This is a genomic window from Lapillicoccus jejuensis (assembly GCF_006715055.1).
GTDB classification, from domain to species: domain Bacteria; phylum Actinomycetota; class Actinomycetes; order Actinomycetales; family Dermatophilaceae; genus Lapillicoccus; species Lapillicoccus jejuensis.
In genome coordinates this window covers 1231395-1250642 of the sequence record NZ_VFMN01000001.1, presented here as the reverse complement: position 1 = coordinate 1250642, position 19248 = coordinate 1231395, and the positions used below count along the sequence as shown (strand labels likewise).

The window sequence follows — 19248 nt, the reverse complement described above, 5'->3', positions numbered from 1 at the left end:
CCGACCGGGTCAGCGGTTGTAGATGAGGTACGGCCGGCGGCGGCGCTCGAAGGCGGCGAGCTCGGAGCGCCAGGCGGCCGCGATCTGCTGCGCGCTCGCACCGGCGGCGAACATCGTGCGGAAGCGGTCCGAGCCGGTGAGCAGGTCGATCCAGCGGCCGGCGTCGCCACGCCAGTCGAACCCGTCGGTGGCGCCGGCGCCCCCGGTGCCGCCCCACGTCTTCGCCGGGTACAGGTCGCGGGCCACGGTCATCATCGTCGTCGCGGTGAGGATGGCGTCGACGGCGTCGGGGTCGTCGACGTGCACCTGCACGCCCCCGCACGTGGTGTTCAGCCACTTGGAGAAGGTCGGGGTGAAGTAGGCCTCGCGGAACTCGACGCCCGGCAGCGTCGCCTGCTGCAGCCTCTCCGCCCAGCGGAAGTCGACGTACGGCGCCCCGATGAGCTCGAAGGGCTTGGTCGTGCCGCGGCCCTCGGAGAGGTTGGTCGCCTCGAACAGGCAGGTGCCGGGGTAGAGGACGGCGGTCGTCGGGGTCGGCATGTTGGGCGAGGGGAGGATCCACGGCAGACCGGTGGCGTCGAACGTGCGCCGGGCGTTCCAGCCCTCGACGCGGACCACCTGGACCTGCTTGATGGTGGCCCCCGCGACGGTGGGCATGAACTCGCCGTTGAAGAAGCGCGCGATCTCGCCGGCGGTCATGCCGTGCTGCTGGGCGATGGCGTCGAGGCCGACGCCGGAGGTGTAGCCGGGCTGCAGGACAGGGCCCTTGGCCTGACCGCCGACAGGGTTGGGGCGGTCGAGGACGACGAACCGCAGACCGGCCTTGGCCGCGGCGGCCATGGCGTTGTACATCGTCCAGATGTACGTGTAGAACCGCGCGCCGACGTCCTGGATGTCGAAGACGATCGTGTCGACCTTCGCGGCGGAGAACATCGTGCCGAAGGAGTCGATCGAGGCGCCGTACGCGTCGTAGACGGTGACGCCGGTGCGCTCGTCGACGTAGGTGCCTTCCGAGGAACCGGCCTGGGCGGTGCCGCGGAAGCCGTGCTCGGGACCGAAGACCCCGCCGACCTCGACCTTGCCGCTCTCGACCATGACGTCGACGATGCTGCGCAGGCCGTCGCGGACGACGCCCGTCGGGTTGGTGATGACACCGATGCGGCGGCCGGCGAAGATCGACCACCCGTCGGCGGCGGCGACGTCGGCACCGGGGGTGACGGTGCGGCGCTTCGCGGCGGCGAGGTCGCTCGGGGTGGGGCTGCCGGCCGCGTGGGCCGACGAGGCCGCGACCGCCCCCAGCACGGTCGCGGCTCCGGCGCCCGCCGCGCCGAGCAGGCCCCGGCGTCCGAGCGTCGAGTGGGAAACATCCTTGTTCACGTCCGACATGGTGACAATCTTCCAGAGTTGGACGTCGGAGGGAAGAGGGTGCCGCGCTCGGGGTCAGCGCACGCCGAGCACCCCGCAGGTCGGGGCGGGCCAGGGCAGCGCCGCGTCGACGGCGAGCCGGGCGTCGAGCGCGGCCGCGACCTCGGGCGGGAAGGCGACGCTGCGCCTCGTCTCGAGCGAGACGCTGACGCTCACCGCCTCGAAGACGTTGGCGACCTGGCCGGTGGTCCGGTCGAGCAGCAGCTGGACGTGGTGGACGGCGCGGGCGGACCGGGCGACGAGGCGCGGGTGGACGCTGATCTCGTCCCCCTGGTGCACCTCCGCGGCGTAGCGCAGGTAGTGCTCGGCGTCGAAGGTCGCGGGTCCACCGGCGGCGGCCGTCTCCTCGCCGAGACCGAAGCGGGAGAACGCGACCCAGCCCGCGTCGCTGTGCAGCTGCAGGTACCTCGCGATGTTCATGTGGCCGTTGGCGTCGGTGTACTCCGGCGGCACGACGAGGGTCAGTGCCGGCGGGAGCGCGAGGACCTGGTCGGCCGTGGGGAGCAGGGCTGGCACGGGCGGTCCGGGGCGTCGTACGGAAGCCGGCGTCAGCCGGTGTAGCCCTCGACGGTGCGCTCGGAGCGCACCTGCGCGCCCTCGGGGTCCTCGCCGAACTCGCGGCGGGCGCGGCGCTGGCGCAGCAGGTCCCAGCAGCGGTCGAGCTCGACCTCGACGGACCTCAGGCGCTGGTGCTCCTCGTCGGCGCTGATCTCGCCCTTGGCGAGCCGGTCGCGCAGGGCGTGCTCCTCGTCGATGAGCCCGGAGATGTGCTGCTGGATGTCGACGTCGTCGGCCATGACCCCATCCTGTCCGTGCGCCGCCCGGCGGGCAATGGTCCGTACGACGCCCTGGAAGCGGGGCGGAACGGACACTGTCGTGGCTATTGACAGCCGACCGACGCGGTCGAGTCACCTGCTGAAGCGGTAGCGCTCCTCGAGCGTGCCCGAAGCGAAGGCGCGTGTGGCGACCAGCTCGAGCGAGCGGGGACTCTCGAGCGACGGGAGGTACGGCGTCCCGCCCCCGAGGACCACGGGCACGCGGAAGATCCGCAGCTCGTCGACGAGCCCGAGCCGGACGGCCTGTCCGGCGAGGTCGGCGCCGCCGATCTCGACGGGACGGTCGGTGGCGTCGAGGACGGTGCGGATCTCGTCCTCGAGCGGGCGGTCGGCCAGCCGAGCGTTCCCGTCGACGGTGGTCAGGGTCCGGCTGAACACGGCCTTGGGCAGCGCCGTCCAGGCGTCGGCGAAGGCGTCGTACGGCGGTGTGGAGCGCATGGCGGCGTCGGTCTCCCACGGCAGCATCGCCGCGTGCAGCCGCCGCCCGAGGAGGTAGCCGCCGAGGCTGCTCACCCGCTCGAGGTGGGCGGCGAAGACCTCGTCGCTCGGTGGCGGCGCCCAGCCGAGGTCGCCGTCGCGGTCGGCGACGAACCCGTCGACCGACACCGACATCGAGAAGATGAGCACCGTCCGACGCTAGCCCGGCCGGTCCTCGTGCGACAGGTAGCGGACGGGGACGCCGTGGCGGGCGGCGTACTCGACCTCGCGCCGGGTCGACTCGCCGACGTACCCGTCGACGTCGAGCACGAGGACGTAGTCGGCGAGGTCGATCTTGCGCTGGTGCAGCTCGTCGAGCGCGACCTTCTCGGCCGAGTCGTGGCCGACGCCCTCGCCGTGCCCGTGCCCGTGCTCGGCGGTGGCGTGCGGGTAGAACCCGATCGACAGGACGATCTCGCCGGCCATCGTGCGCTCGTACGACGCCCGCTGGAAGGCGTCGTGGAAGCGGCTCGACCCGCACAGGCAGACGATCGTCGGCCGGGTGTCGGCCTGGAAGGTGCGATGCAGCTCGGTGGTCACCGCAGCATGGTGGGCCGCGTCAGTGCTCGCGCCAGCAGCCGATGACGTCGCTGGCCATCTGGTACGCGAGGTCGGCGCGGGTCTGCTGGTTCGGCCCGAGGGTGGCGGGCAGCGCGCTGGCGTCGACCTCGAGGGTCTTGTCGTCCTTGAGGAAGACGACGACGCCGGACGCGGTCTGCACGGACGGCAGCCCCAGCGAGGCGACGCCGGTGAGCGGCTGGGGGTTGCCGAGCTTCCGACGCAGCGCGTCGTAGTACCTCGTCGCGGACGGGACGTCGGTGGTGTCCATGACGGACAGGACGAGCGGCCCCTGCGCCAGGTGGTAGGTGCAGGTGAAGAGGCGGTCGACGTACGTGTTCGTCGTCGCCGGCGGCGTGCTCAGCTGCAGGGCGGTGACGAGGGCGTCCTTGATCTCGGGGCCGCAGACCATGGAAGCGGTGGCCGACGGCTGGGCCGCGGTGGACGTCGCGGTGGCGGAGGCGGTGGCGGAGGCGGTCGGGCTCGGCGACGTCGTGGACGGCGTCGTGGACGGCCTCGAGGACGAGGTAGCGGAGGGAGACGGGGAAGCGGCGGTCGACGACCCACCGCAGGCGGCCAGGGTGAGCGCGACAGCGAGTCCGGCGGCCGAGACGAGCAGGGACGTGCCGGTGCCGTGTCCGCGGAATGCGAACCGATGTTGTGCCACGCGATCTCCTTGATCGTGAACGCTCGTCGTCGGCGCTCTCGACGAAGGGTTCGGAACCGACGGGCTGCCGGCTTGGATGCCGACTCATCCTGAGCGTTTCCTGACAGTTTCCTGGGAAACTGACCGGCCGCCAATCTGCCGCGGCGTCAGGGTCGAAGTGCTCCATGGTGCCTCGCGCACCGTCCCACGGCCTCCGACCAGGTGGGCCGCTCCCCGGAAGGACTCCGCTGATGAAGCTCCGCCACGCTGTCATGTTCGCCCCCGCCCTCGCCGCGCTGCCGCTCCTCGCCGCCACCACGGCCTCGGCCGCCGCGCCGACGTCGACGGGCGGGACCATGTACTCCGCCACCCTGACGCCGGTGCCGCTGAACAACCAGACCTCGGCGAAGGCCGACGTCATGATCATGCTCAACGGCTCGTCGGCCACGATCACCGAGCACGCGAGCGGGCTGGCGGCGACCTTCATGGGGGCGGCGTTCCCGCACGTCCAGCACATCCACGGCAAGGGCGGCATGGGCACCTGCCCGACCGCGTCGGCCGACACCAACAAGGACGGCGTCATCACGACGACCGAAGGCGGCCCGTCGTACGGCGCCATCGACACCACGCTGTCGACCTCCGGCGACACCAGCCCGGCGGCCGGGACCAACATCAAGACCGCGCCGTCCGGCGCCAGCTTCAGCTACTCGCGCACCATCACGCTCGACGCGCAGACGCTGAGCGACCTCAAGTCCGGCAAGGCCGCCGTCGTCATCCACGGTCTCGACCCGGCCACGGCCCCCAAGGCCGCCACGACCGAGAAGAGCGAGCTGGTCCCGAGCCTGCCCCAGGCCGCCACGGCCCCCGCGCTGTGCGGGCAGCTCGTCGCCAGCCAGATGACGTCGATGCCGATGGGCGGCGTCAACACCGGTGGCACGCCCGCCGGCAGCACCGACACCCTGCCGCTCGCGCTCAGCGGGCTCGGCGCCCTGATGGCCGCCGGTGGCGCGCTCGCCCTGCGTCGTCGCAGCGCGGCCCGCGCGACGAACTGACCGTCGCTCGTCGTGGGGGGCCGGTGGGCGTGCGTCGCCCGCCGGCCCCCTGCCGTGGCACGAACGTGAGAAGGAGACGACCCCATGGCGACACCGTCCGACCGGCCCGAGACCGCGCAGCCGGCGCGCCGAGCTTCCACGCGGGCCCGTCTGTGGGGTGTGGGCGCAGCCGTGCTCGCCGTGCTCGGCGTCGTCCTCGTCGCCCTCGCCGTGACGCGGGGCCCGGACCTGCCGGCGCCCGCCGCGGTCTCCTCTCCGACGTCGACCGCTGTGCCGACGACCAGCAGCGCGGCCCCGACGAGCTCGTCGTCCAGCAGTGCGAGGCCCACGACGGTCGCGCCGTCGACGACGGCGCCGCCGGTGGCTGCCGCCCTCCCGCCCTCGAACCCGACCAGGGTCGTCATCCCCAGCATCGGTGTCGACGCGTCCGTCGTGTCGCTGGGTCTCACGTCGACCGGGGCGTTGCAGGTGCCGACCGGGCCGACCCCCCTCGGTTGGTTCACCGGCAGCCCGACCCCGGGGGCCGACGGACCGGCCGTGCTCGCCGGGCACGTCACCTACAACGGGGCGCGCGGCGTGTTCTTCAGGCTCGGCCAGCTCAAGGTCGGGGACACCGTCCAGGTGGCCCGCGGCGACGGCCGGACCGCCCTCTTCACCGTGACGTCGGTGGCGTCGTACAGCAAGGACACGTTCCCGACCGGGCTGGTCTACGGGCACACCGACGGCCCGGAGCTGCGGCTGATCACCTGCGCCGGTGACTACGACCCGGCGAAGCACTACTACCCGGACAACCTCGTCGTCGACGCGAAGCTCGTCGGTACGACGGCCTGAGCCGGCGCGTCAGGTCGACGGCGTCGCACCCGTCGGGTCTCCGGCGTCCATCTCGGCGGGGTCGATGAGGGTGGATGATGCCGGCACTGCCACGTCGACCGGGCTGCCGAGCTGCTCGAAGCGCACCTCGACGATCTGGCGCGGCAGGAGGGTGCTCAGCTTCTCCGGCAGCTGCGTGGCGCCGAAGATGTCGTGCCCGTCCACCGTGAGCGTGGTCGGCAGGCCCTGGGCGTCGGTGACGACCGTCGCGTAGGCCCGTCCCTTGAGGGTCGACGGGTCGATCCCCGCCTTGACCACCCCGGGACGCACGCCGAGCAGGCCGACCGCCGATCCCAGGTCGATGTGGCCCTTGATGGTCGAGGTTCCGTCCGAAGACGGGACGACGGACATGCCGGTAAAGCCGCGCAGAGCCAGCACCGCGAACGGCTCGCCGCTCAGGCCCTGAGGGCCGGCGGCCGGGCCGGCGCCCGGGTCGACGGCGAGCCAGCGTCCTCGCAACGTCGTGGGCCAGCTGAGCATCGTCATGTACGCCGTTCCATCGGCGACGACGACCCTCATGTCCGCCTGCGAGAAATCCGTGTCGAACGCCGACGGCGGGTTGGCCTCGAAGTGGGTGCGACCCATCCACGCCTGTCGGCCGAGGTCGAACGACGTCTCCGTGACCTGGTCCAGAGTGAAGGAGTCGCCCCGGGTCGTCGCCTTCTGTCGGAACGTCCCGGTCCTCGCGCCGTCCAGCTGTTCGGTCATGCGCGCGACCGCGGCGATGGCCGCCGGCGCCGTGGCCCGGGGTGTGACGGGTACTCCGTCCGTCGATGTGCTGGGCGTCGTGCCCGGTCGGCCGGTGGCCGAGCCGCTGCACGCGGTGAGGGCCAGCGCGACGGCGGCAGCGACGACGAACGGCCCCCTGGTCTGCATGGGCGCCAGGCTGACATGTGAGGACGCTGAGTGTCGGCGTTTCCCGGATTCGGGCCCGCCGTGACGGAGCGGGCGACGAGAATCGAACTCGCGTGTCCAGCTTGGGAAGCTGGCGCTCTACCATTGAGCTACGCCCGCGCAACCACTCACCGGACAGGCCGACCGTGGCGCGTCAGGAAGCATAACCGATCCTCACCGGGCGCTCGCGCGGCTCCGTACGGACGGGTCCGGACCGGCCGACAGTCAGTGGTCACCGCCGCGGAGCGTCGTACGCGGGCGGGTCGGCGGGTGCTGATCGCACTGCCTGTTGCAGCGTCCGCTGCGGAGGACCGGGAACGCGGCTGCGTGCGGTGCGACCGGCCAGTCGGTGACGGTCCGGCGGGAGAGGCGGTGCCCGGGCTGGCGGGTGGCGCGGATCACCTCGCGGACCGGCAGCACGACGCGAGCCGTCATCCACCCCTGTGACGGCTTGTGCAGGGCCCAGCCATCGCCCAGGGTGACCGCCGCGTGCTGCACGGCGCCCTGCTGGTCACGCCAGACGAGGACCGTCCCGGGCCGGTCGTCGTCGCGCCCCGGCCGGGTGCGGTCGGCCAACCAGCTCTCGAACGGTTCGCGCACCACCTGCGTCTCTGAGGCGCCCGGGACGCCGGCCGCCGCCATGACGGTCCCGAAGCAGTTGGGGCCGCTGGCGTCGGCGAAGGTGCCGGCGAGACGGCGCGCTCGCGGGAGGACGGCCTCAGCCCGGGCCCAGGTGGTGGCGAGGACCCGGCCGTGGTCGCTGCGCCCCGCCTCCTCGCGGACGAAGTCGAGCAGGGGCTCGTCCCCGCAGGTCTGCAGCGTGCTCGGCCACCAGACGAAACGTCGGGCCGCGCTGTCGGCGGCGACGCCGGAGCGCCACTCCTGCGGCACGCTCTGCAGGCTCGGGACCAGCCGGCGGTCGGCCGTCACCTGCTCCCGCAGGAGCCGATGCCGCAACGCCGGCGGCAGCGCGCGGACGTCGTGTTCGTCCAGGGTGACGACCTGTCGCAACGTCTCGCCGTAGAGTCAGAAGGTGTCCTGGAGCTCCAGGGGGAGGGCGGAGGTGACCGGGGGTGCGCCGAGGTCCGCCCGCAGCGGCTCGGACACGACGAACGGCTGCCGGGCCGGGGCGAACCACTCGCGCCAGCACGCGGTGAGCTGCCGGGCGACGGCGAGGCCGAGATCATCGAGGGTCACGGCGGGGAGTATGGGCGACCGCGCGGTGCCGCGCGACTCCCGGGCGTCCGGCGGGGCGCCGTACGGAGTCCGCCGCTAGCCTTCCCCCGTGCTCCTCTCCGACCGCGACATCCGCGCCGAGGTCGAGGCCGGGCGGGTCGTCCTCGACCCGTGGGACCCGGACCTCGTCCAGCCCAGCAGCGTCGACGTGCGGCTGGACAAGTACTTCCGGCTGTTCGACAACCACAAGTACCCCTACATCGACCCGGCCGAGGAGCAGCCCGAGCTGACCCGGCTGGTCGAGGTCGCGTCGGACGAGCCGTTCATCCTGCACCCGGGGGAGTTCGTGCTCGGCTCGATCCTCGAGACCGTCACCCTCCCGGACGACGTCGCCGCGCGCGTCGAGGGCAAGTCGAGCCTCGGGCGGCTCGGGCTGCTCACCCACGCCACGGCCGGTTTCGTCGACCCCGGCTTCACGGGTCACGTCACCCTCGAGCTGTCGAACGTCGCGACCCTGCCGATCAAGCTGTGGCCGGGCATGAAGATCGGGCAGCTGTGCTTCTTCCGACTCTCCAGCCCGGTCGAGCACGCCTACGGCAGCGCCAAGCACGGGTCGCACTACCAGGGGCAGCGCGGGCCGACGGCCAGCCGCTCCTACGAGAACTTCCACCGTACCGACGTCTGAGCGCGTCCAGAAGCAGCAACATGTGGGGTGTCCTGAGACGGACCCCGCGGCGTCAGTAGGCGCTGACCCCGCGCACCCGGTGGCCGACCGAGACGCTCTCGCCGGACACCGCGGCCGCGGCCTGCGAGCAGAGGAACGTCACGACGGCGGCGACCTGCTCGGGCGTCGACTGGCCACCCGCGCCGACCTCGACCTCGGCGACCGCGTCGGGCGTGACGATCCCCGGGTGGACGACGTTGACCGTCACCCCGGACCCGGCGACCTGGTCGGCGAGCGCCTTGCCGAGGATGCCGACGGCGCCGTTTCGGACCGCGCCGGTGATGTTCGTCGTGAGGTAGGCGTTCTGCCCGCTGACGTGCACGACCCGTCCCCAGCCGGCCTCGACCATGGCGGGGAGGACGGCGTTGGCGCAGCGCAGGTAGCCCATCGCCTTGGTCTGGAAGGCCCACGTCACCTGCTCGGGGTCGGCCTGCTTGTCCGGGTCGAGGGTCCGCGCGGACGGCGCGGCGCAGTTGACCAGGACGTCGACGCGGCCGTGCCGCTCGACGACCGCCGCCACGCCGGCACTGACCGATGCGTCGTCGGTCGAGTCGAGCACCTGCGTCGTCACGCCGTCGCCGATCGCGCCCGCCTGCTCCTCGAGCGTCGCCGCGGTGCGCCCGGCGAGGACCACGGTCGCGCCCTCCGCGTGCAGGGCCCGCGCGACCGCGCTGCCCACGAGTCCCGCGCCGCCGACGACCAGCGCGACCTTGCCCTCCAGTCCCAGGTCCATGTCCCGACCGTACGACGCCCCGTACGGGCGCGTCCCGGTGGTCGCCGAGGAAGCGGTCTCCGCGGAACCCGGTGACCGGTCAGGGACGCCGCGTCAGAGGTGCTCGCGCGCCCACAGGGCCGCGCTGGTGCGGTCGACGACGCCGATCTCGCGGAACACCCGGCCGAGGTGCGCCTTGACCGTGCGCTCGCTGATGCCGAGCCGGCGGCCGATCTGCTTGTTGGCCATGCCCTCGGCGACGAGGTCGAGGACCTCCCGCTCCCGGGCCGAGAGGCCGTCGCCCGGCTTCGGCGCCCCCACCGACGGCAGCAGCACCCCGGCGATGCGCGGGTCGAGCGGCACGTGCCCGGCGGCCGCCGAGCGCACGGCGGCGAGCAGCTCGGCGGGCTCGGTGTCCTTGAGCAGGTAGCCGATCGCGCCGGCGGCGAGGGCCTCGCCGACCCGGGCGCGGTCGGAGAACGAGGTGAGCACGACGACGTGGGTGTCGGGGGACTGGGCCAGCACCGAGCGGGTCGCCTCGACACCGTCCATCACCGGCATCGAGAGGTCCATGAGGACGACGTCGGGCCGGGCCGTCGCGACGACGTCGAGCGCCTCGCGCCCGTCGCCCGCCTGGCCGACGACCTGCAGGTCCGGGGCCGCGTCGACGAGGGTGGCCAGGCCCGCCCGCACCATCGGGTGGTCGTCGACGAGGACGACGGTCGTGGGGGAGTCGCTCATCGGGTGGCCTCCGTCTCGGGCAGCGCCAGCCGCCAGTGGGTCCCCGAGCCGGGCGCGGACGCGACCTCGAGGTCGGCGCCGGCGTCGCCGGCGAGGTCGGCGAGCACCCGCAGGCCGTAGTGGCCGTCGCGCGGGTCGCTGACCAGGCCGGTGTCGAAGCCGGGCCCGTCGTCGACGACGTCGAGGACGGTCCGGCCGTGGTCGCGCGAGAGCGACACCGTCGCCGTGCACGGGGCGGCGTGGGTCGCGACGTTGCGCAGGCACTCCTGGGCCACCCGGTGGATGAGCCGCTGCTGCGCGTCCGACAGCGCACCGGCCGCCTGCTCGTCGACGTCGAGCCGGACCTGCACGCCCCGGCGACCGACGACCTGGGCGAGGTCGGCGAGCGCGGCCGCCAGCCCGGCCTGGGCCAGGCTCGGCGGGTAGATGTCGACGAGCAGCGTGCGCAGGGCGCGGATCGTCCCGCGCACCGTGCCGGCCAGGCCGTCGAGCTCGTGGGCCAGAGCGCCCTGTCCCTCGTGGCGGGCGCGCTCGGCGGCGCCCGAGACGGCGTAGGACGTCGCGACGAGCTCCTGCACCGGCCCGTCGTGCAGCGTCCCCGCGATCCGTCGTCGCTCGTCGCCGGACGCCTCGACGGCGTGCTCGAGCAGCCGCTCGCGCTGTCGGGCCGCGAGCGACAGCCGGCGCGCGAGGCCGAGGACGACGGGGGCGAGGAGGACGACGAGCAGCAGCAGCGCGCTGAGGAAGACGCCGAGGAAGCCGCGGCTCAGCTGGGTGGCGCGGTCCTCCACGGGCCCGTAGGGCGCGTAGATCTCGAAGAGCAGGGGACGTCCGCTGGACGTCCACACCGGGCGGTAGACCTCGAGCAGGCGGCCGCCGGTCTCGAACTGGTTCTCCTGCGCCGACAGGTCGCTGATCTCGGCGCGGGTGGTCGGGTGCTCGAACACCTCCTGCTGCTCGGCGTCGAGCGGGAACGTGCGGCCCACCAGGCGCGGCTCGTCCGCGTAGACGACCGTGCCGCCGGGGCTCCAGAGCTTGACGCGCTTGACGTCGTCCCCGAGGACGTGCTTGCGCACGAGCACGTCGAAGGCCTTGACCGCCGTCGGGTCGCCCGAGGCGAGCGCGTCGGTGAGGGCGGGCTGGACCACGGCCTCGGCGATGAGGTCGGTCGTGTGCGCGGCGTCGTTGACCGCCTCGCGCTCGGCGAGCCGGGCCGCGGCGAGGCTGCCGAGCACGACGACGACCGCGAGGACGAGGACGACCGCCCCGATCAGCTGCAGCAGCGTGCGTCGCGGTGTCGGGGCGGCGCGGGTGTCGAGGCGGCGCCCGGGGCGCGACACGGTGACCCACGTGGGCACGGCCGCCCGCGGTGAGCCGACCTCGAGGGGCCGGGTCACCGCGAGGGGTGCCGTCGGTGCGGGGGGCGCGTCGTGCTCCGGGGTGGTGGTCACCGGTGGCCGGACCCGTCCCCGCCGTGGCCGCCGTGGTCGTCGACGGGGGTCGTCGCGCCCGCCGGGGCGGGGGCGTCGCCGGTGTGCCCACCCGAGCCGGAGCCGGACCCGCCGGACCCGCCGGACGTGGAGCCCGAACCACCCGAGGTGCCGCCCGAGCCGCCGGACGTCGAGCCGGAGCCACCCGAGGTGGACCGCGGCGTCGAGCCCGAGGTCGAGCCCGAGGTCGAGCCCGAGGTCGAGCCGGACGAGTGGGAGGTGGAGCCGGACTTCGTCAGGCCGCCGTGGTCGTCGGCCGAGGCGGAGGGCCGCGGGCCGGAGGTGGTGGCGTCGTCGGAGACCCCGGCGGGCCGGTCGCCGCCGTGGTCGTCGCCGGCCTCGGCGCTGCGGGTGGAGGTCGCCGAGGGGCGGTCCTCGCGGGTCGTCGTACCGGAGGGGGTGGCGGTGGCGCCGCCGTGGTCGTCACCGGCGTCGTGACCCGCCGAGGTGGAGGTGCCGGAGGGGGTGAGCGTCTGGGCGCCGGCGGGGACGCGCACGGGGACCGCACCGCTGAAGCTGGCGTTGCCGACCAGCCCGACGACGGCCGGGGTGACGGCGACGACCAGGGCCGCGCCGGTGAGCGCGAGTCGTTTCACAGGGGACATGGTGGTTCTCCTCGAGAAGCAGTGTGGACCACGCCGCGCCCGTCGCGGGCTGGTTCGACGACGGGCGCGACGCGGGTCCGGGGGGGAGCAGGGGGAGCGAGCGGGGGGATGGCGCGCGGTGGCTCAGATGCTGAGCGCGCCGCGGCAGGTCTCGCCGGTGGCCGCGTTGGTGGCCTTGGCGACGATCTGGTCGGCGCCGGCACGGTTCGGGGTGCGCACGGCGACGGTGAAGGAACCGGAGGGGGCCGTCGTGGTCCGCGTGCCGGAGAAGATGTTCGCGCCGTTGTCGGTGATGGCGACCGACCAGGTCTGGCCGACCTTGTTCTGGTCGACCTCGAACTCGACCTGGAGCGCGGAGTTGTCCGGCTTGGCCTTGAGCTTCCAGGTGCTCGCCATCGAGCAGGAGCCGCTGCGGCGGACGTCGCCGCCCTTGGCGTTGGCGGCGGCCGCGCCGGTGGTGACGAGGGCGAGGGCGACGACGGCGGTGCCGGCGAGCAGACGGGCGGGGCGACGGGAGGGACGCGAGGTGGTCATGGTGTTCTCCTGGGGGCGGGGCCGGAACCGTTCCGACCTGATGTGACCACCGTCGTCGTCGGGCGGGCGCAGTCGCCATCGGGCGATGGTCGTAGTACCAGGTGAGGGGCGGGGGAGGCGGCACGCCTGCGAGGTGCGCGGGGCCCGCCTAGGCTCGTGAGGGTGACCCTGCGGACCACCGGCACCGGCTCCGACCAGCGCTCCGACCTGCACTGGGACCTGCGCTGGGACGCCACCCCCGCCACCCCGCGGGCCGTCGTCCTCGTCCTGCACGGCGGCCAGGAGAACAGCACGGCCGCCAACTCGTGGTGGCGGGTGCCGGTGTGGTGGCTGGCCCCGTTCGCCTGGACCGCGCGCCGGGCCGGCCGCGACCTCGCCGTCGCCCGGCTGCGCTACGGGGTGCGCGGGTGGAACGGCACGCAGGCCAGCCCGCTCGCCGACACCCGCGAGGCCCTCGACGCGGTCGCCGCGCGCTACCCCGGCGTCCCCGTCGCGCTCGTCGGTCACTCGATGGGCGGTCGGGTCGCCCTGCGGCTGCTGGGTGACGAGCGGGTCCGCCTCGTCGTCGGCCTCGCTCCCTGGGTCGAGTCCGCGGACGTCTCCGCCCACCGGTACGACGCCCACCCGGGGGCGCGGCTGCTCGTCCTGCACGGGCTCACCGACCGCACGACCTCGCCCTCGGCGAGCCGGCGGGTGGTCGAGGCGATGACGGCGGCCGGGGGCGACGCGTCGTACGTCGGCCTCGAGCGCGACGGGCACCCGCTCGCGATGCGCCGTCGCACGCTCGACCGGCTCCTCGTCGCCGAGCTGCGGCACACGCTGCGCGGGGTGCCGCTGGAGGACCAGCGGCTCGACGTCGCCGAGCGGCGGGCGCTGGAGCCCGGCGCCCTCGCCCGCCTGTGAGGCCCGGCGCAGGCGCACCGGTCACGGAAGGGTCTCGGACAGGTCACGCGCAGGTCACGGATGCCCTCCCCGGCGGGACGACGAGAGCCACCGTCGGTGCCCGACCGTAGGGTCTTACGACGCGTGCGCACCCGGCGGCACCGACCCTGCGAGGACGACGGATGATCGAGTTCGACTCCGTGACCAAGGCCTACCCCGACGGCACGGTCGCCGTGGGGGACCTGTCGCTCACGGCCCCCTCGGGGAGGATCACGGTCCTCGTCGGGCCGTCCGGCTGCGGCAAGACGACGTCGCTGCGGATGATCAACCGGATGATCGACCTGACGTCGGGCCGGATCCTCGTCGACGGCCAGGACACCGCGACGACCGACCCGGCCACGCTGCGCCGCGGCATCGGCTACGTCATCCAGCACGCGGGGCTCTTCCCGCACCGCACCATCGTCGACAACATCTCGACCGTGCCGCTGCTGCTCGGGTGGGACCGCGAGAAGGCGCGTGCCCGCTCGATGGAGCTGATGGAGCGGGTCGGGCTCGACACCTCGATGGCCAAGCGCTACCCGACCCAGCTGTCCGGTGGCCAGCAGCAGCGCGTCGGCGTCGCCCGGGCGCTCGCCGCCGACCCGCCGGTCATGCTCATGGACGAGCCGTTCAGCGCGGTCGACCCGGTCGTGCGCGAGCAGCTGCAGGACGAGTTCCTGCGCCTGCAGGGCGAGCTCGGCAAGACCATCGTCTTCGTCACGCACGACATCGACGAGGCCATCAAGCTCGGCGACCAGGTCGCGGTGCTGCGGGTGGGCGGCAAGCTCGCCCAGCTGGCGCCGCCGGCCGAGCTGCTCGCCCAGCCGGCCGACGACTTCGTCGCCGACTTCGTGGGCCGCGACCGCGGGTACCGCTCGCTCGGCTTCCGCCGGGGTGAGCTGCCCGTGTCGCCCGAGCCGACGGTGCCCCTCGGGGCCTCGGTCGAGCAGGTCCGCGGCGTCGGCGCGCCGTGGGTGCTCGTCGTCGACGAGGACCGCCGCCCGCAGGGGTGGGTCGAGCCGAGCGGGGTCGAGGGCTCCGTACGGCGTGAGCGGCTGCACCGGGGCGGCACCGTCGCCTCCGTCGACGGCTCGCTGCGAGCCGCGCTCGACGCCGCCCTGTCCTCACCGGCCGGTCGCGGCGTCGTCGTCGACGGCGACGGGCGGCTGCTCGGCACCGTGCTGCCGCGCGAGGTCCTCGCGCTCATCGAGGCGGAGTCCGGGCACGGCGACGGTCGCGCTGCGGGGGTCGAGCCGGCCCAGGACGTCCGGTGACCTACCTCGCCGACCACTGGGGAAACATCCTCACCCTGGCCGGGCGGCACCTCTACCTCTCGCTGCTGCCGCTGCTCATCGGGCTCGTGCTGTCGCTGCCGATCGGCTGGCTCGCCCGGCGCTACACCGCCCTCTACACGCCCGTCGTCATCGGCACCGGCCTGCTGTACACGCTGCCGTCGCTGGCCGTCTTCATCCTGCTGCCCGGCATCATCGGCACGAAGATCCTCGACCCGGTCAACGTGCTCGTCGCCATGACGATCTACACGGTGGCGCTGCTCGCGCGCACCGTCGCCGACGGCCTCGGCGCGGTGCCCGAGGAGGTGCGGCTGTCGGCCACCGCCATGGGCTACCGCGGGCTGTCGCGGCTGGTGCGCGTCGAGCTGCCGCTGGCCGTGCCGGTCATCGCCGCCGGCCTGCGCGTCGCCGTCGTGAGCAACGTCAGCATCGTCAGCGTCGCCGCCCTCATCGGCGTGCCCCAGCTGGGCTCGCTCTTCACGGACGGGTTCAACCGCAACTTCCTCGACCCCATCGTCATCGGCGTCGTCGCGTGCGTGGTCCTCGCGCTCGTGCTCGACCTCGCGGTCGTGCTGCTGTCGCGGCTGCTCACCCCGTGGCTGCGGGCGGGGAGGCCGGCATGATCGCGGGCATCCTCGGCTGGCTCACCGACCCGGCGAACCGCTCGGACATCATCGGGCAGACCCTCGCGCACCTGCGCTTCTCCGTCCTCGCCGTGGTCGTGGCTGCCTTGATCGCCATCCCGCTCGGGCTGTGGATCGGGCACACCGGCCGGGGCAAGATCGTCGCCGTCACCCTCACCGGGGCGGCGCGGGCCATCCCCACGCTCGGCCTGCTCTTCCTCATCGTGCTCGTCATCGGACCGCACGTGAGCGGCGACCTCGCCTTCTCGCTGCCGAGCGAGATCGTCCTCGTCGTCCTCGCGATCCCGCCGATCCTGTCGGGCACCTACGCGGGGATCGACGAGGTCGACCCGGCCGCCCGCGACGCCGCCAAGGGCATGGGGATGCGCGGGTGGGAGGTGCTGCGCAAGGTCGAGATCCCCTGCGCCCTGCCGCTCTTCCTGTCCGGGCTGCGCTCCGCCTTCCTCCAGGTCATCGCGACCGCGACCATCGCCGCCTCCGTCGGGCTGGACGGCCTCGGCCGCTTCCTCATCGACGGGCAGGCGGTGCGCGACTACGACCAGATGGCCTCCGGCGCCGTCCTCGTCGCGCTGCTCGCCATCGTCGTCGACCTCCTGCTCGCCCTCGTCCAGCGCCTTGTCGTCTCCCCCGGCCTCAGCGGCCGGGCCGGCCGCGGTCGCCGCGGGAACACCCGCAGCGACGACGACGCTGGCACCACCGACCCCACCACCGACGCCCGCACCGCCGACGCCGCCGGTACGTCGCGCGACCGCGACGAGACGCTCGTCACCACCACCACCGCATCGGAGATCTGACACACATGAAGACCACGACCACCGGGGCCGTCGCCCTCGCCCTCGCTTCGGCGCTCGCGCTCTCGGCCTGCGGGTCGGACTCGAGCGGCGGCGACCCGCTCTCGGGTGGCGGCGACAGCGCCTCGAAGGCCCCCAGCGACACCATCGTCGTCGGCTCGGCCAACTTCCCCGAGTCCGAGCTGATCATGGACATCTACGCCGGCGCCCTCAAGGCCAAGGGCGTCAAGGTCTCGACCAAGCCCAACATCGGCAGCCGCGAGACCTACATCCCCGCCCTCCAGGACGGCTCGATCGACCTGGTGCCGGAGTACACCGGGGTCCTCGACCAGTACTTCAACAAGAGCGCCAAGGCCACGACCTCGGACGAGGTCTACACCGAGCTCAAGTCGTCGCTGCCGTCGACCCTCGAGGTCCTCGACAAGTCGGCCGCCGAGGACAAGGACGGCGTCGTCGTCAGCTCCGACACGGCGTCGAAGTACAACCTCAAGTCGATCGCCGACCTGGCGCCCGTCGCCAAGGACCTCGTCCTCGGCGGCCCGCCGGAGTGGAAGACCCGCGAGACCGGCGTGCCCGGCCTCAAGAAGGTCTACGGGCTGGAGTTCAAGGAGTTCAAGTCGCTCGACGCCGGCGGTCCCCTCACCGTCAACGCGCTGAAGAACGGCCAGATCCAGGCGGCCAACCTCTTCACGACCGACCCCAACATCCCGGCCAACAACTTCGTCGTCCTCGAGGACCCGAAGTCGCTCTTCGCCGCGCAGAACGTCGTGCCGCTCATCACGAAGTCGAAGAGCTCCGACACCGTCTCCTCGGCGCTCAACGCGGTGTCGGCCAAGCTCGACACCACGACGCTCGCCTCGCTGGTCAAGGAGGTCGTCATCGACAAGAAGGACGCCTCCGCCGTCGCTCAGGAGTTCCTGAGCAAGAACTCGCTGGGCTGACGCCCTACGCTCGGGGGACGGCGACGACCGTCCCCCGGGCGTCGCCGCGTCCCGTCCTCCCCTCCAGCCAGGAGCCGCACCGCCCATGGGCACCCTTGCCGACGCCGAGTCCCGCATCAGGCAGGCCGCACTGCGGCTGGTCCAGGAACCCGACGGGCGGGTGCGGGTCGAGGACTACCTCACCGTCCTGGCCGCAGCCACCGGCGAGGCGGCCCTGGCCGCCTCCGGCTTCGACGTCGAGCACCACGACCTGACGCCCGGCTCCCCGCTGTCGCACGGACCGGTGGCCTCGCGCCTCGGGCTCGACCCGGCGGACGGCGTCGGCCCCGGCTCCGGTACGACGCCCGCAGGCACCGTCTGGTCGATCCTGTCCGGCCTGCGCGAGCGGGTCGTCGCCCCGTCGGCGTTCCCGTCGCCCGACGAGCTGCGGCGCGGGCTGGGGTCCGCGGAGGGGACGCCGGGCTGGGGCGAGGTGCCCCTCACCGTCGGCGCCGACCACGCCCCCTCACAGCCGCCGCTGCGCCGTGCCTTCGAGGTGCGCCCGGCGGTGCTCGACACCGAGCGGTCGTTCAACGCCCCGGTCACCGACCGGCACGTCGTCACCGCCAGCGCGCTCGCCGCGGCGATCGAGCAGACCAAGGACGCCATCGACCCGCAGGTCGCGGTCCGGCTCGCCCTCGAGGTCGTGCTCGGCACGACGCGGATGGCGCCGATGACCGCGGCCCGGTTCGCGGCGGCCGCCCGGCCGTGACGGCGTCGGGCGCCGCCCCCGTCGGGCGCGCCCGACCGGCGGCCCTCGTCGCCCTCGTCGCCGTGGGGGTGCTGCGGCTGCTGCTGGCGGTCGCCGGGGTCGTCGTCGTGACGTCGATGATCGTCACCGGTCTGCGCCCGAACGCCGAGCTGGAGGGGCTGCTCGTCGTCATCGGCGGTGTCCTCGCCGGGCCGGTGCTGCTGTACACCGTGCTCGCCGTCCTCGCGCTCACCTCGCTGCGGCGGCGTCCCGACGGCCGGCGACGTCTCGGGCTGACGACGGCCGCCGTCGTCGTCGACGTGGTGCTCGCGGTGGGTGGTGTGGTCGCGGTGGTCCGAGCCGGCACGAACGGGGACCTACGGCCCGGTTCGGTGCTCCTCGTCGGGCTCCTCTGGCTCGTCCTCGCGGTCCCCGGCGTCCTCGCCCTGCTGTCCCTGAGGGCCGACCGGATCCGGACCGCTGCCTGACCGGGACGTCGACGTCCCTCCCCGACCCCGGACTGCTGCGGGGACGGGACCTCGACGTCCCTCCTGGTGTGCGGACTGCTGCGGGGCCGGGACGTCCACGTCCCTCCTGGTTCGCGGACTGCTGTCCCGTCGGGGCGTCGGCCGGCGCAGTGACGACGTCAAGGTCCCCACAGCGCTCGTCAGGACACCGTCAAGGCCCGTCGCCAGAACAGTCCCGGCTCCTAGCGTCGGACCCGGCCGGCCGCTCGACCGGTTCCGCCACGCACCAGGAGCGCCTGCATGCCGACCGTCCCCACCGATGTCGACCCCCGAGTCGCCGGAGGGCTGCACGTCCCGGTGAACCCGTCGCGCGCCGGGGTGACCCTGCGCATCCTTCGGACCCCGACCGGCCGGCCGACGGTCGTCGCCTTCACGACCGTGGAGCGGTTGTCCGCCGTCCTCGGTGAGGGCCAGGCATCGGTGCGATTGCACGAGAGGGCGCTGCGGGCTCTCGCCGCGCCGCTCGGCATCAGCACCCTCGTGGTCGACCCGGTCCTGCTGCGCCCTCTTCCGGCAGCGGCGAGCCCCGCGTCGCCAGCGCGGCGGGCGCCTCGCCAACCCGTCGACGGCGACCGGGGTGTCGCCGTACGGAGTCCCGCTTCCGCAGCAGTCCGGATCGGGGGGTGACGTCGACGTCCCTCTCCCGCAGCGGTCCGGATGAC

General features: G+C 73.7%; 26 protein-coding genes and 1 tRNA gene. 12 read left to right on the top strand and 15 right to left on the bottom strand.

Annotated features, from left to right (window positions below; translation table 11 throughout):
• Positions 1–9 precede the first annotated feature (9 nt).
• From FB458_RS05990 to FB458_RS05965, 6 genes are all read right to left on the bottom strand, one after another.
• Positions 10–1386, bottom strand: coding sequence for an exo-beta-N-acetylmuramidase NamZ family protein (locus tag FB458_RS05990; protein ID WP_141847613.1), 1377 nt, complete (start codon positions 1384–1386; stop codon positions 10–12).
• Between the two features lie 54 nt (positions 1387–1440).
• Complete coding sequence (locus tag FB458_RS05985) at positions 1441–1941, bottom strand: thioesterase family protein (RefSeq protein ID WP_141847612.1); 501 nt, start codon at positions 1939–1941, stop codon at positions 1441–1443.
• 32 nt (positions 1942–1973) lie between these two features.
• Positions 1974–2222, bottom strand: a complete 249-nt coding sequence (locus tag FB458_RS05980) for a DUF2630 family protein (RefSeq protein ID WP_141847609.1) — start codon at positions 2220–2222, stop codon at positions 1974–1976.
• 111 nt (positions 2223–2333) lie between these two features.
• On the bottom strand, positions 2334–2888 hold the full coding sequence (locus FB458_RS05975; protein ID WP_141847607.1) for a dihydrofolate reductase family protein: 555 nt from the start codon (positions 2886–2888) through the stop codon (positions 2334–2336).
• Positions 2889–2897: 9 nt separating this feature from the next.
• Entirely contained in the window at positions 2898–3278 is a 381-nt protein-coding gene (locus FB458_RS05970) for a hypothetical protein (RefSeq protein WP_246061087.1), read from the bottom strand.
• Between the two features lie 19 nt (positions 3279–3297).
• A complete protein-coding gene (locus tag FB458_RS05965) occupies positions 3298–3708 on the bottom strand; it encodes a hypothetical protein (protein ID WP_141847605.1) in 411 nt (136 codons plus the stop codon).
• A gap of 7 nt (positions 3709–3715) precedes the next feature.
• Between FB458_RS05965 and FB458_RS21245 the strand changes: the two genes are divergently transcribed.
• From FB458_RS21245 to FB458_RS05950, 3 genes are all read left to right on the top strand, one after another.
• Positions 3716–3976, top strand: a complete 261-nt coding sequence (locus FB458_RS21245; RefSeq protein WP_170185585.1) for a hypothetical protein — start codon at positions 3716–3718, stop codon at positions 3974–3976.
• A 217-nt stretch (positions 3977–4193) separates the two neighbouring features.
• Entirely contained in the window at positions 4194–4994 is an 801-nt protein-coding gene (locus FB458_RS05955) for a hypothetical protein (protein WP_246061086.1), read from the top strand.
• 84 nt (positions 4995–5078) lie between these two features.
• Entirely contained in the window at positions 5079–5825 is a 747-nt protein-coding gene (locus FB458_RS05950; RefSeq protein WP_141847603.1) for a class F sortase, read from the top strand.
• A gap of 9 nt (positions 5826–5834) precedes the next feature.
• On the opposite strand, the gene FB458_RS05945 is transcribed toward FB458_RS05950, so the two are convergent.
• From FB458_RS05945 to FB458_RS21240, 4 genes are all read right to left on the bottom strand, one after another.
• Positions 5835–6740 carry a hypothetical protein gene (locus tag FB458_RS05945; protein ID WP_141847601.1) on the bottom strand — a complete coding sequence of 302 codons (906 nt, stop codon included), beginning with the start codon at positions 6738–6740 and terminating at the stop codon, positions 5835–5837.
• Positions 6741–6807: 67 nt separating this feature from the next.
• Positions 6808–6878 (bottom strand) — tRNA-Gly (locus FB458_RS05940).
• A 105-nt stretch (positions 6879–6983) separates the two neighbouring features.
• Positions 6984–7769 (bottom strand): hypothetical protein, encoded by a 786-nt coding sequence (locus tag FB458_RS05935; RefSeq protein ID WP_141847599.1) that lies wholly within the window; start codon positions 7767–7769, stop codon positions 6984–6986.
• Between the two features lie 15 nt (positions 7770–7784).
• Positions 7785–7955 carry a hypothetical protein gene (locus tag FB458_RS21240; RefSeq protein WP_170185584.1) on the bottom strand — a complete coding sequence of 57 codons (171 nt, stop codon included), beginning with the start codon at positions 7953–7955 and terminating at the stop codon, positions 7785–7787.
• Positions 7956–8043: 88 nt separating this feature from the next.
• On the opposite strand from FB458_RS21240, the gene dcd reads away from it, so the two are divergent.
• Positions 8044–8619: a dCTP deaminase gene (gene dcd / locus FB458_RS05930; protein ID WP_141847597.1), complete on the top strand. Its 576-nt coding sequence runs from the start codon at positions 8044–8046 to the stop codon at positions 8617–8619.
• 52 nt (positions 8620–8671) lie between these two features.
• Here dcd and FB458_RS05925 read toward each other — a convergent pair whose 3' ends face one another.
• The 5 genes from FB458_RS05925 to FB458_RS05905 all read right to left on the bottom strand — a co-directional run bounded on the left by FB458_RS05925 (position 8672) and on the right by FB458_RS05905 (position 12740).
• The gene (locus FB458_RS05925; protein WP_141847595.1) at positions 8672–9391 is read right to left on the bottom strand and encodes an SDR family NAD(P)-dependent oxidoreductase; all 720 of its coding nucleotides are present in this window, start codon (positions 9389–9391) and stop codon (positions 8672–8674) included.
• 93 nt (positions 9392–9484) lie between these two features.
• Positions 9485–10111 carry a response regulator gene (locus FB458_RS05920; protein ID WP_141847593.1) on the bottom strand — a complete coding sequence of 209 codons (627 nt, stop codon included), beginning with the start codon at positions 10109–10111 and terminating at the stop codon, positions 9485–9487.
• On the bottom strand, positions 10108–11562 hold the full coding sequence (locus FB458_RS05915; RefSeq protein ID WP_141847591.1) for a histidine kinase: 1455 nt from the start codon (positions 11560–11562) through the stop codon (positions 10108–10110). Before FB458_RS05915 ends, FB458_RS05920 begins: the two co-directional genes overlap by 4 nt.
• The gene (locus FB458_RS05910; RefSeq protein WP_141847589.1) at positions 11559–12206 is read right to left on the bottom strand and encodes a hypothetical protein; all 648 of its coding nucleotides are present in this window, start codon (positions 12204–12206) and stop codon (positions 11559–11561) included. Before FB458_RS05910 ends, FB458_RS05915 begins: the two co-directional genes overlap by 4 nt.
• 123 nt (positions 12207–12329) lie before the next feature.
• Positions 12330–12740 carry a hypothetical protein gene (locus FB458_RS05905; protein WP_141847587.1) on the bottom strand — a complete coding sequence of 137 codons (411 nt, stop codon included), beginning with the start codon at positions 12738–12740 and terminating at the stop codon, positions 12330–12332.
• Positions 12741–12902: 162 nt separating this feature from the next.
• Between FB458_RS05905 and FB458_RS05900 the strand changes: the two genes are divergently transcribed.
• The 8 genes from FB458_RS05900 to FB458_RS22240 all read left to right on the top strand — a co-directional run bounded on the left by FB458_RS05900 (position 12903) and on the right by FB458_RS22240 (position 19213).
• The gene (locus FB458_RS05900; protein ID WP_170185583.1) at positions 12903–13643 is read left to right on the top strand and encodes an alpha/beta hydrolase; all 741 of its coding nucleotides are present in this window, start codon (positions 12903–12905) and stop codon (positions 13641–13643) included.
• 161 nt (positions 13644–13804) lie between these two features.
• Positions 13805–14935, top strand: a complete 1131-nt coding sequence (locus FB458_RS05895) for an ABC transporter ATP-binding protein (protein WP_141847583.1) — start codon at positions 13805–13807, stop codon at positions 14933–14935.
• Positions 14932–15576: an ABC transporter permease gene (locus tag FB458_RS05890; RefSeq protein ID WP_141847581.1), complete on the top strand. Its 645-nt coding sequence runs from the start codon at positions 14932–14934 to the stop codon at positions 15574–15576. The genes FB458_RS05895 and FB458_RS05890 overlap by 4 nt, the downstream gene beginning before the upstream one ends.
• A complete protein-coding gene (locus FB458_RS05885) occupies positions 15573–16391 on the top strand; it encodes an ABC transporter permease (protein WP_141847580.1) in 819 nt (272 codons plus the stop codon). Before FB458_RS05890 ends, FB458_RS05885 begins: the two co-directional genes overlap by 4 nt.
• A 5-nt stretch (positions 16392–16396) precedes the next feature.
• Complete coding sequence (locus FB458_RS05880; RefSeq protein ID WP_141847579.1) at positions 16397–17329, top strand: ABC transporter substrate-binding protein; 933 nt, start codon at positions 16397–16399, stop codon at positions 17327–17329.
• An 85-nt stretch (positions 17330–17414) separates the two neighbouring features.
• Positions 17415–18080 carry a hypothetical protein gene (locus tag FB458_RS05875; RefSeq protein WP_141847578.1) on the top strand — a complete coding sequence of 222 codons (666 nt, stop codon included), beginning with the start codon at positions 17415–17417 and terminating at the stop codon, positions 18078–18080.
• On the top strand, positions 18077–18547 hold the full coding sequence (locus FB458_RS05870; protein WP_141847577.1) for a hypothetical protein: 471 nt from the start codon (positions 18077–18079) through the stop codon (positions 18545–18547). Before FB458_RS05875 ends, FB458_RS05870 begins: the two co-directional genes overlap by 4 nt.
• Before the next feature lie 279 nt (positions 18548–18826).
• Positions 18827–19213 carry an SAV_915 family protein gene (locus FB458_RS22240; protein ID WP_141847575.1) on the top strand — a complete coding sequence of 129 codons (387 nt, stop codon included), beginning with the start codon at positions 18827–18829 and terminating at the stop codon, positions 19211–19213.
• Positions 19214–19248: the final 35 nt, after the last annotated feature.

Bases quoted from the DNA above. Each gene is read 5' to 3' on its own strand.
- FB458_RS05990 (WP_141847613.1), bottom strand. From the start codon at position 1,386: ATGTCGGACGTGAACAAGGATGTTTCCCACTCGACGCTCGGACGCCGG.
- FB458_RS05980 (WP_141847609.1), bottom strand. From the start codon at position 2,222: ATGGCCGACGACGTCGACATCCAGCAGCACATCTCCGGGCTCATCGAC.
- FB458_RS05965 (WP_141847605.1), bottom strand. From the start codon at position 3,708: ATGGTCTGCGGCCCCGAGATCAAGGACGCCCTCGTCACCGCCCTGCAG.
- FB458_RS05955 (WP_246061086.1), top strand. From the start codon at position 4,194: ATGAAGCTCCGCCACGCTGTCATGTTCGCCCCCGCCCTCGCCGCGCTG.
- FB458_RS05950 (WP_141847603.1), top strand. From the start codon at position 5,079: ATGGCGACACCGTCCGACCGGCCCGAGACCGCGCAGCCGGCGCGCCGA.
- FB458_RS05945 (WP_141847601.1), bottom strand. From the start codon at position 6,740: ATGCAGACCAGGGGGCCGTTCGTCGTCGCTGCCGCCGTCGCGCTGGCC.
- FB458_RS05925 (WP_141847595.1), bottom strand. From the start codon at position 9,391: ATGGACCTGGGACTGGAGGGCAAGGTCGCGCTGGTCGTCGGCGGCGCG.
- FB458_RS05920 (WP_141847593.1), bottom strand. From the start codon at position 10,111: ATGAGCGACTCCCCCACGACCGTCGTCCTCGTCGACGACCACCCGATG.
- FB458_RS05910 (WP_141847589.1), bottom strand. From the start codon at position 12,206: ATGTCCCCTGTGAAACGACTCGCGCTCACCGGCGCGGCCCTGGTCGTC.
- FB458_RS05905 (WP_141847587.1), bottom strand. From the start codon at position 12,740: ATGACCACCTCGCGTCCCTCCCGTCGCCCCGCCCGTCTGCTCGCCGGC.
- FB458_RS05895 (WP_141847583.1), top strand. From the start codon at position 13,805: ATGATCGAGTTCGACTCCGTGACCAAGGCCTACCCCGACGGCACGGTC.
- FB458_RS05885 (WP_141847580.1), top strand. From the start codon at position 15,573: ATGATCGCGGGCATCCTCGGCTGGCTCACCGACCCGGCGAACCGCTCG.
- FB458_RS05880 (WP_141847579.1), top strand. From the start codon at position 16,397: ATGAAGACCACGACCACCGGGGCCGTCGCCCTCGCCCTCGCTTCGGCG.
- FB458_RS05875 (WP_141847578.1), top strand. From the start codon at position 17,415: ATGGGCACCCTTGCCGACGCCGAGTCCCGCATCAGGCAGGCCGCACTG.
- FB458_RS22240 (WP_141847575.1), top strand. From the start codon at position 18,827: ATGCCGACCGTCCCCACCGATGTCGACCCCCGAGTCGCCGGAGGGCTG.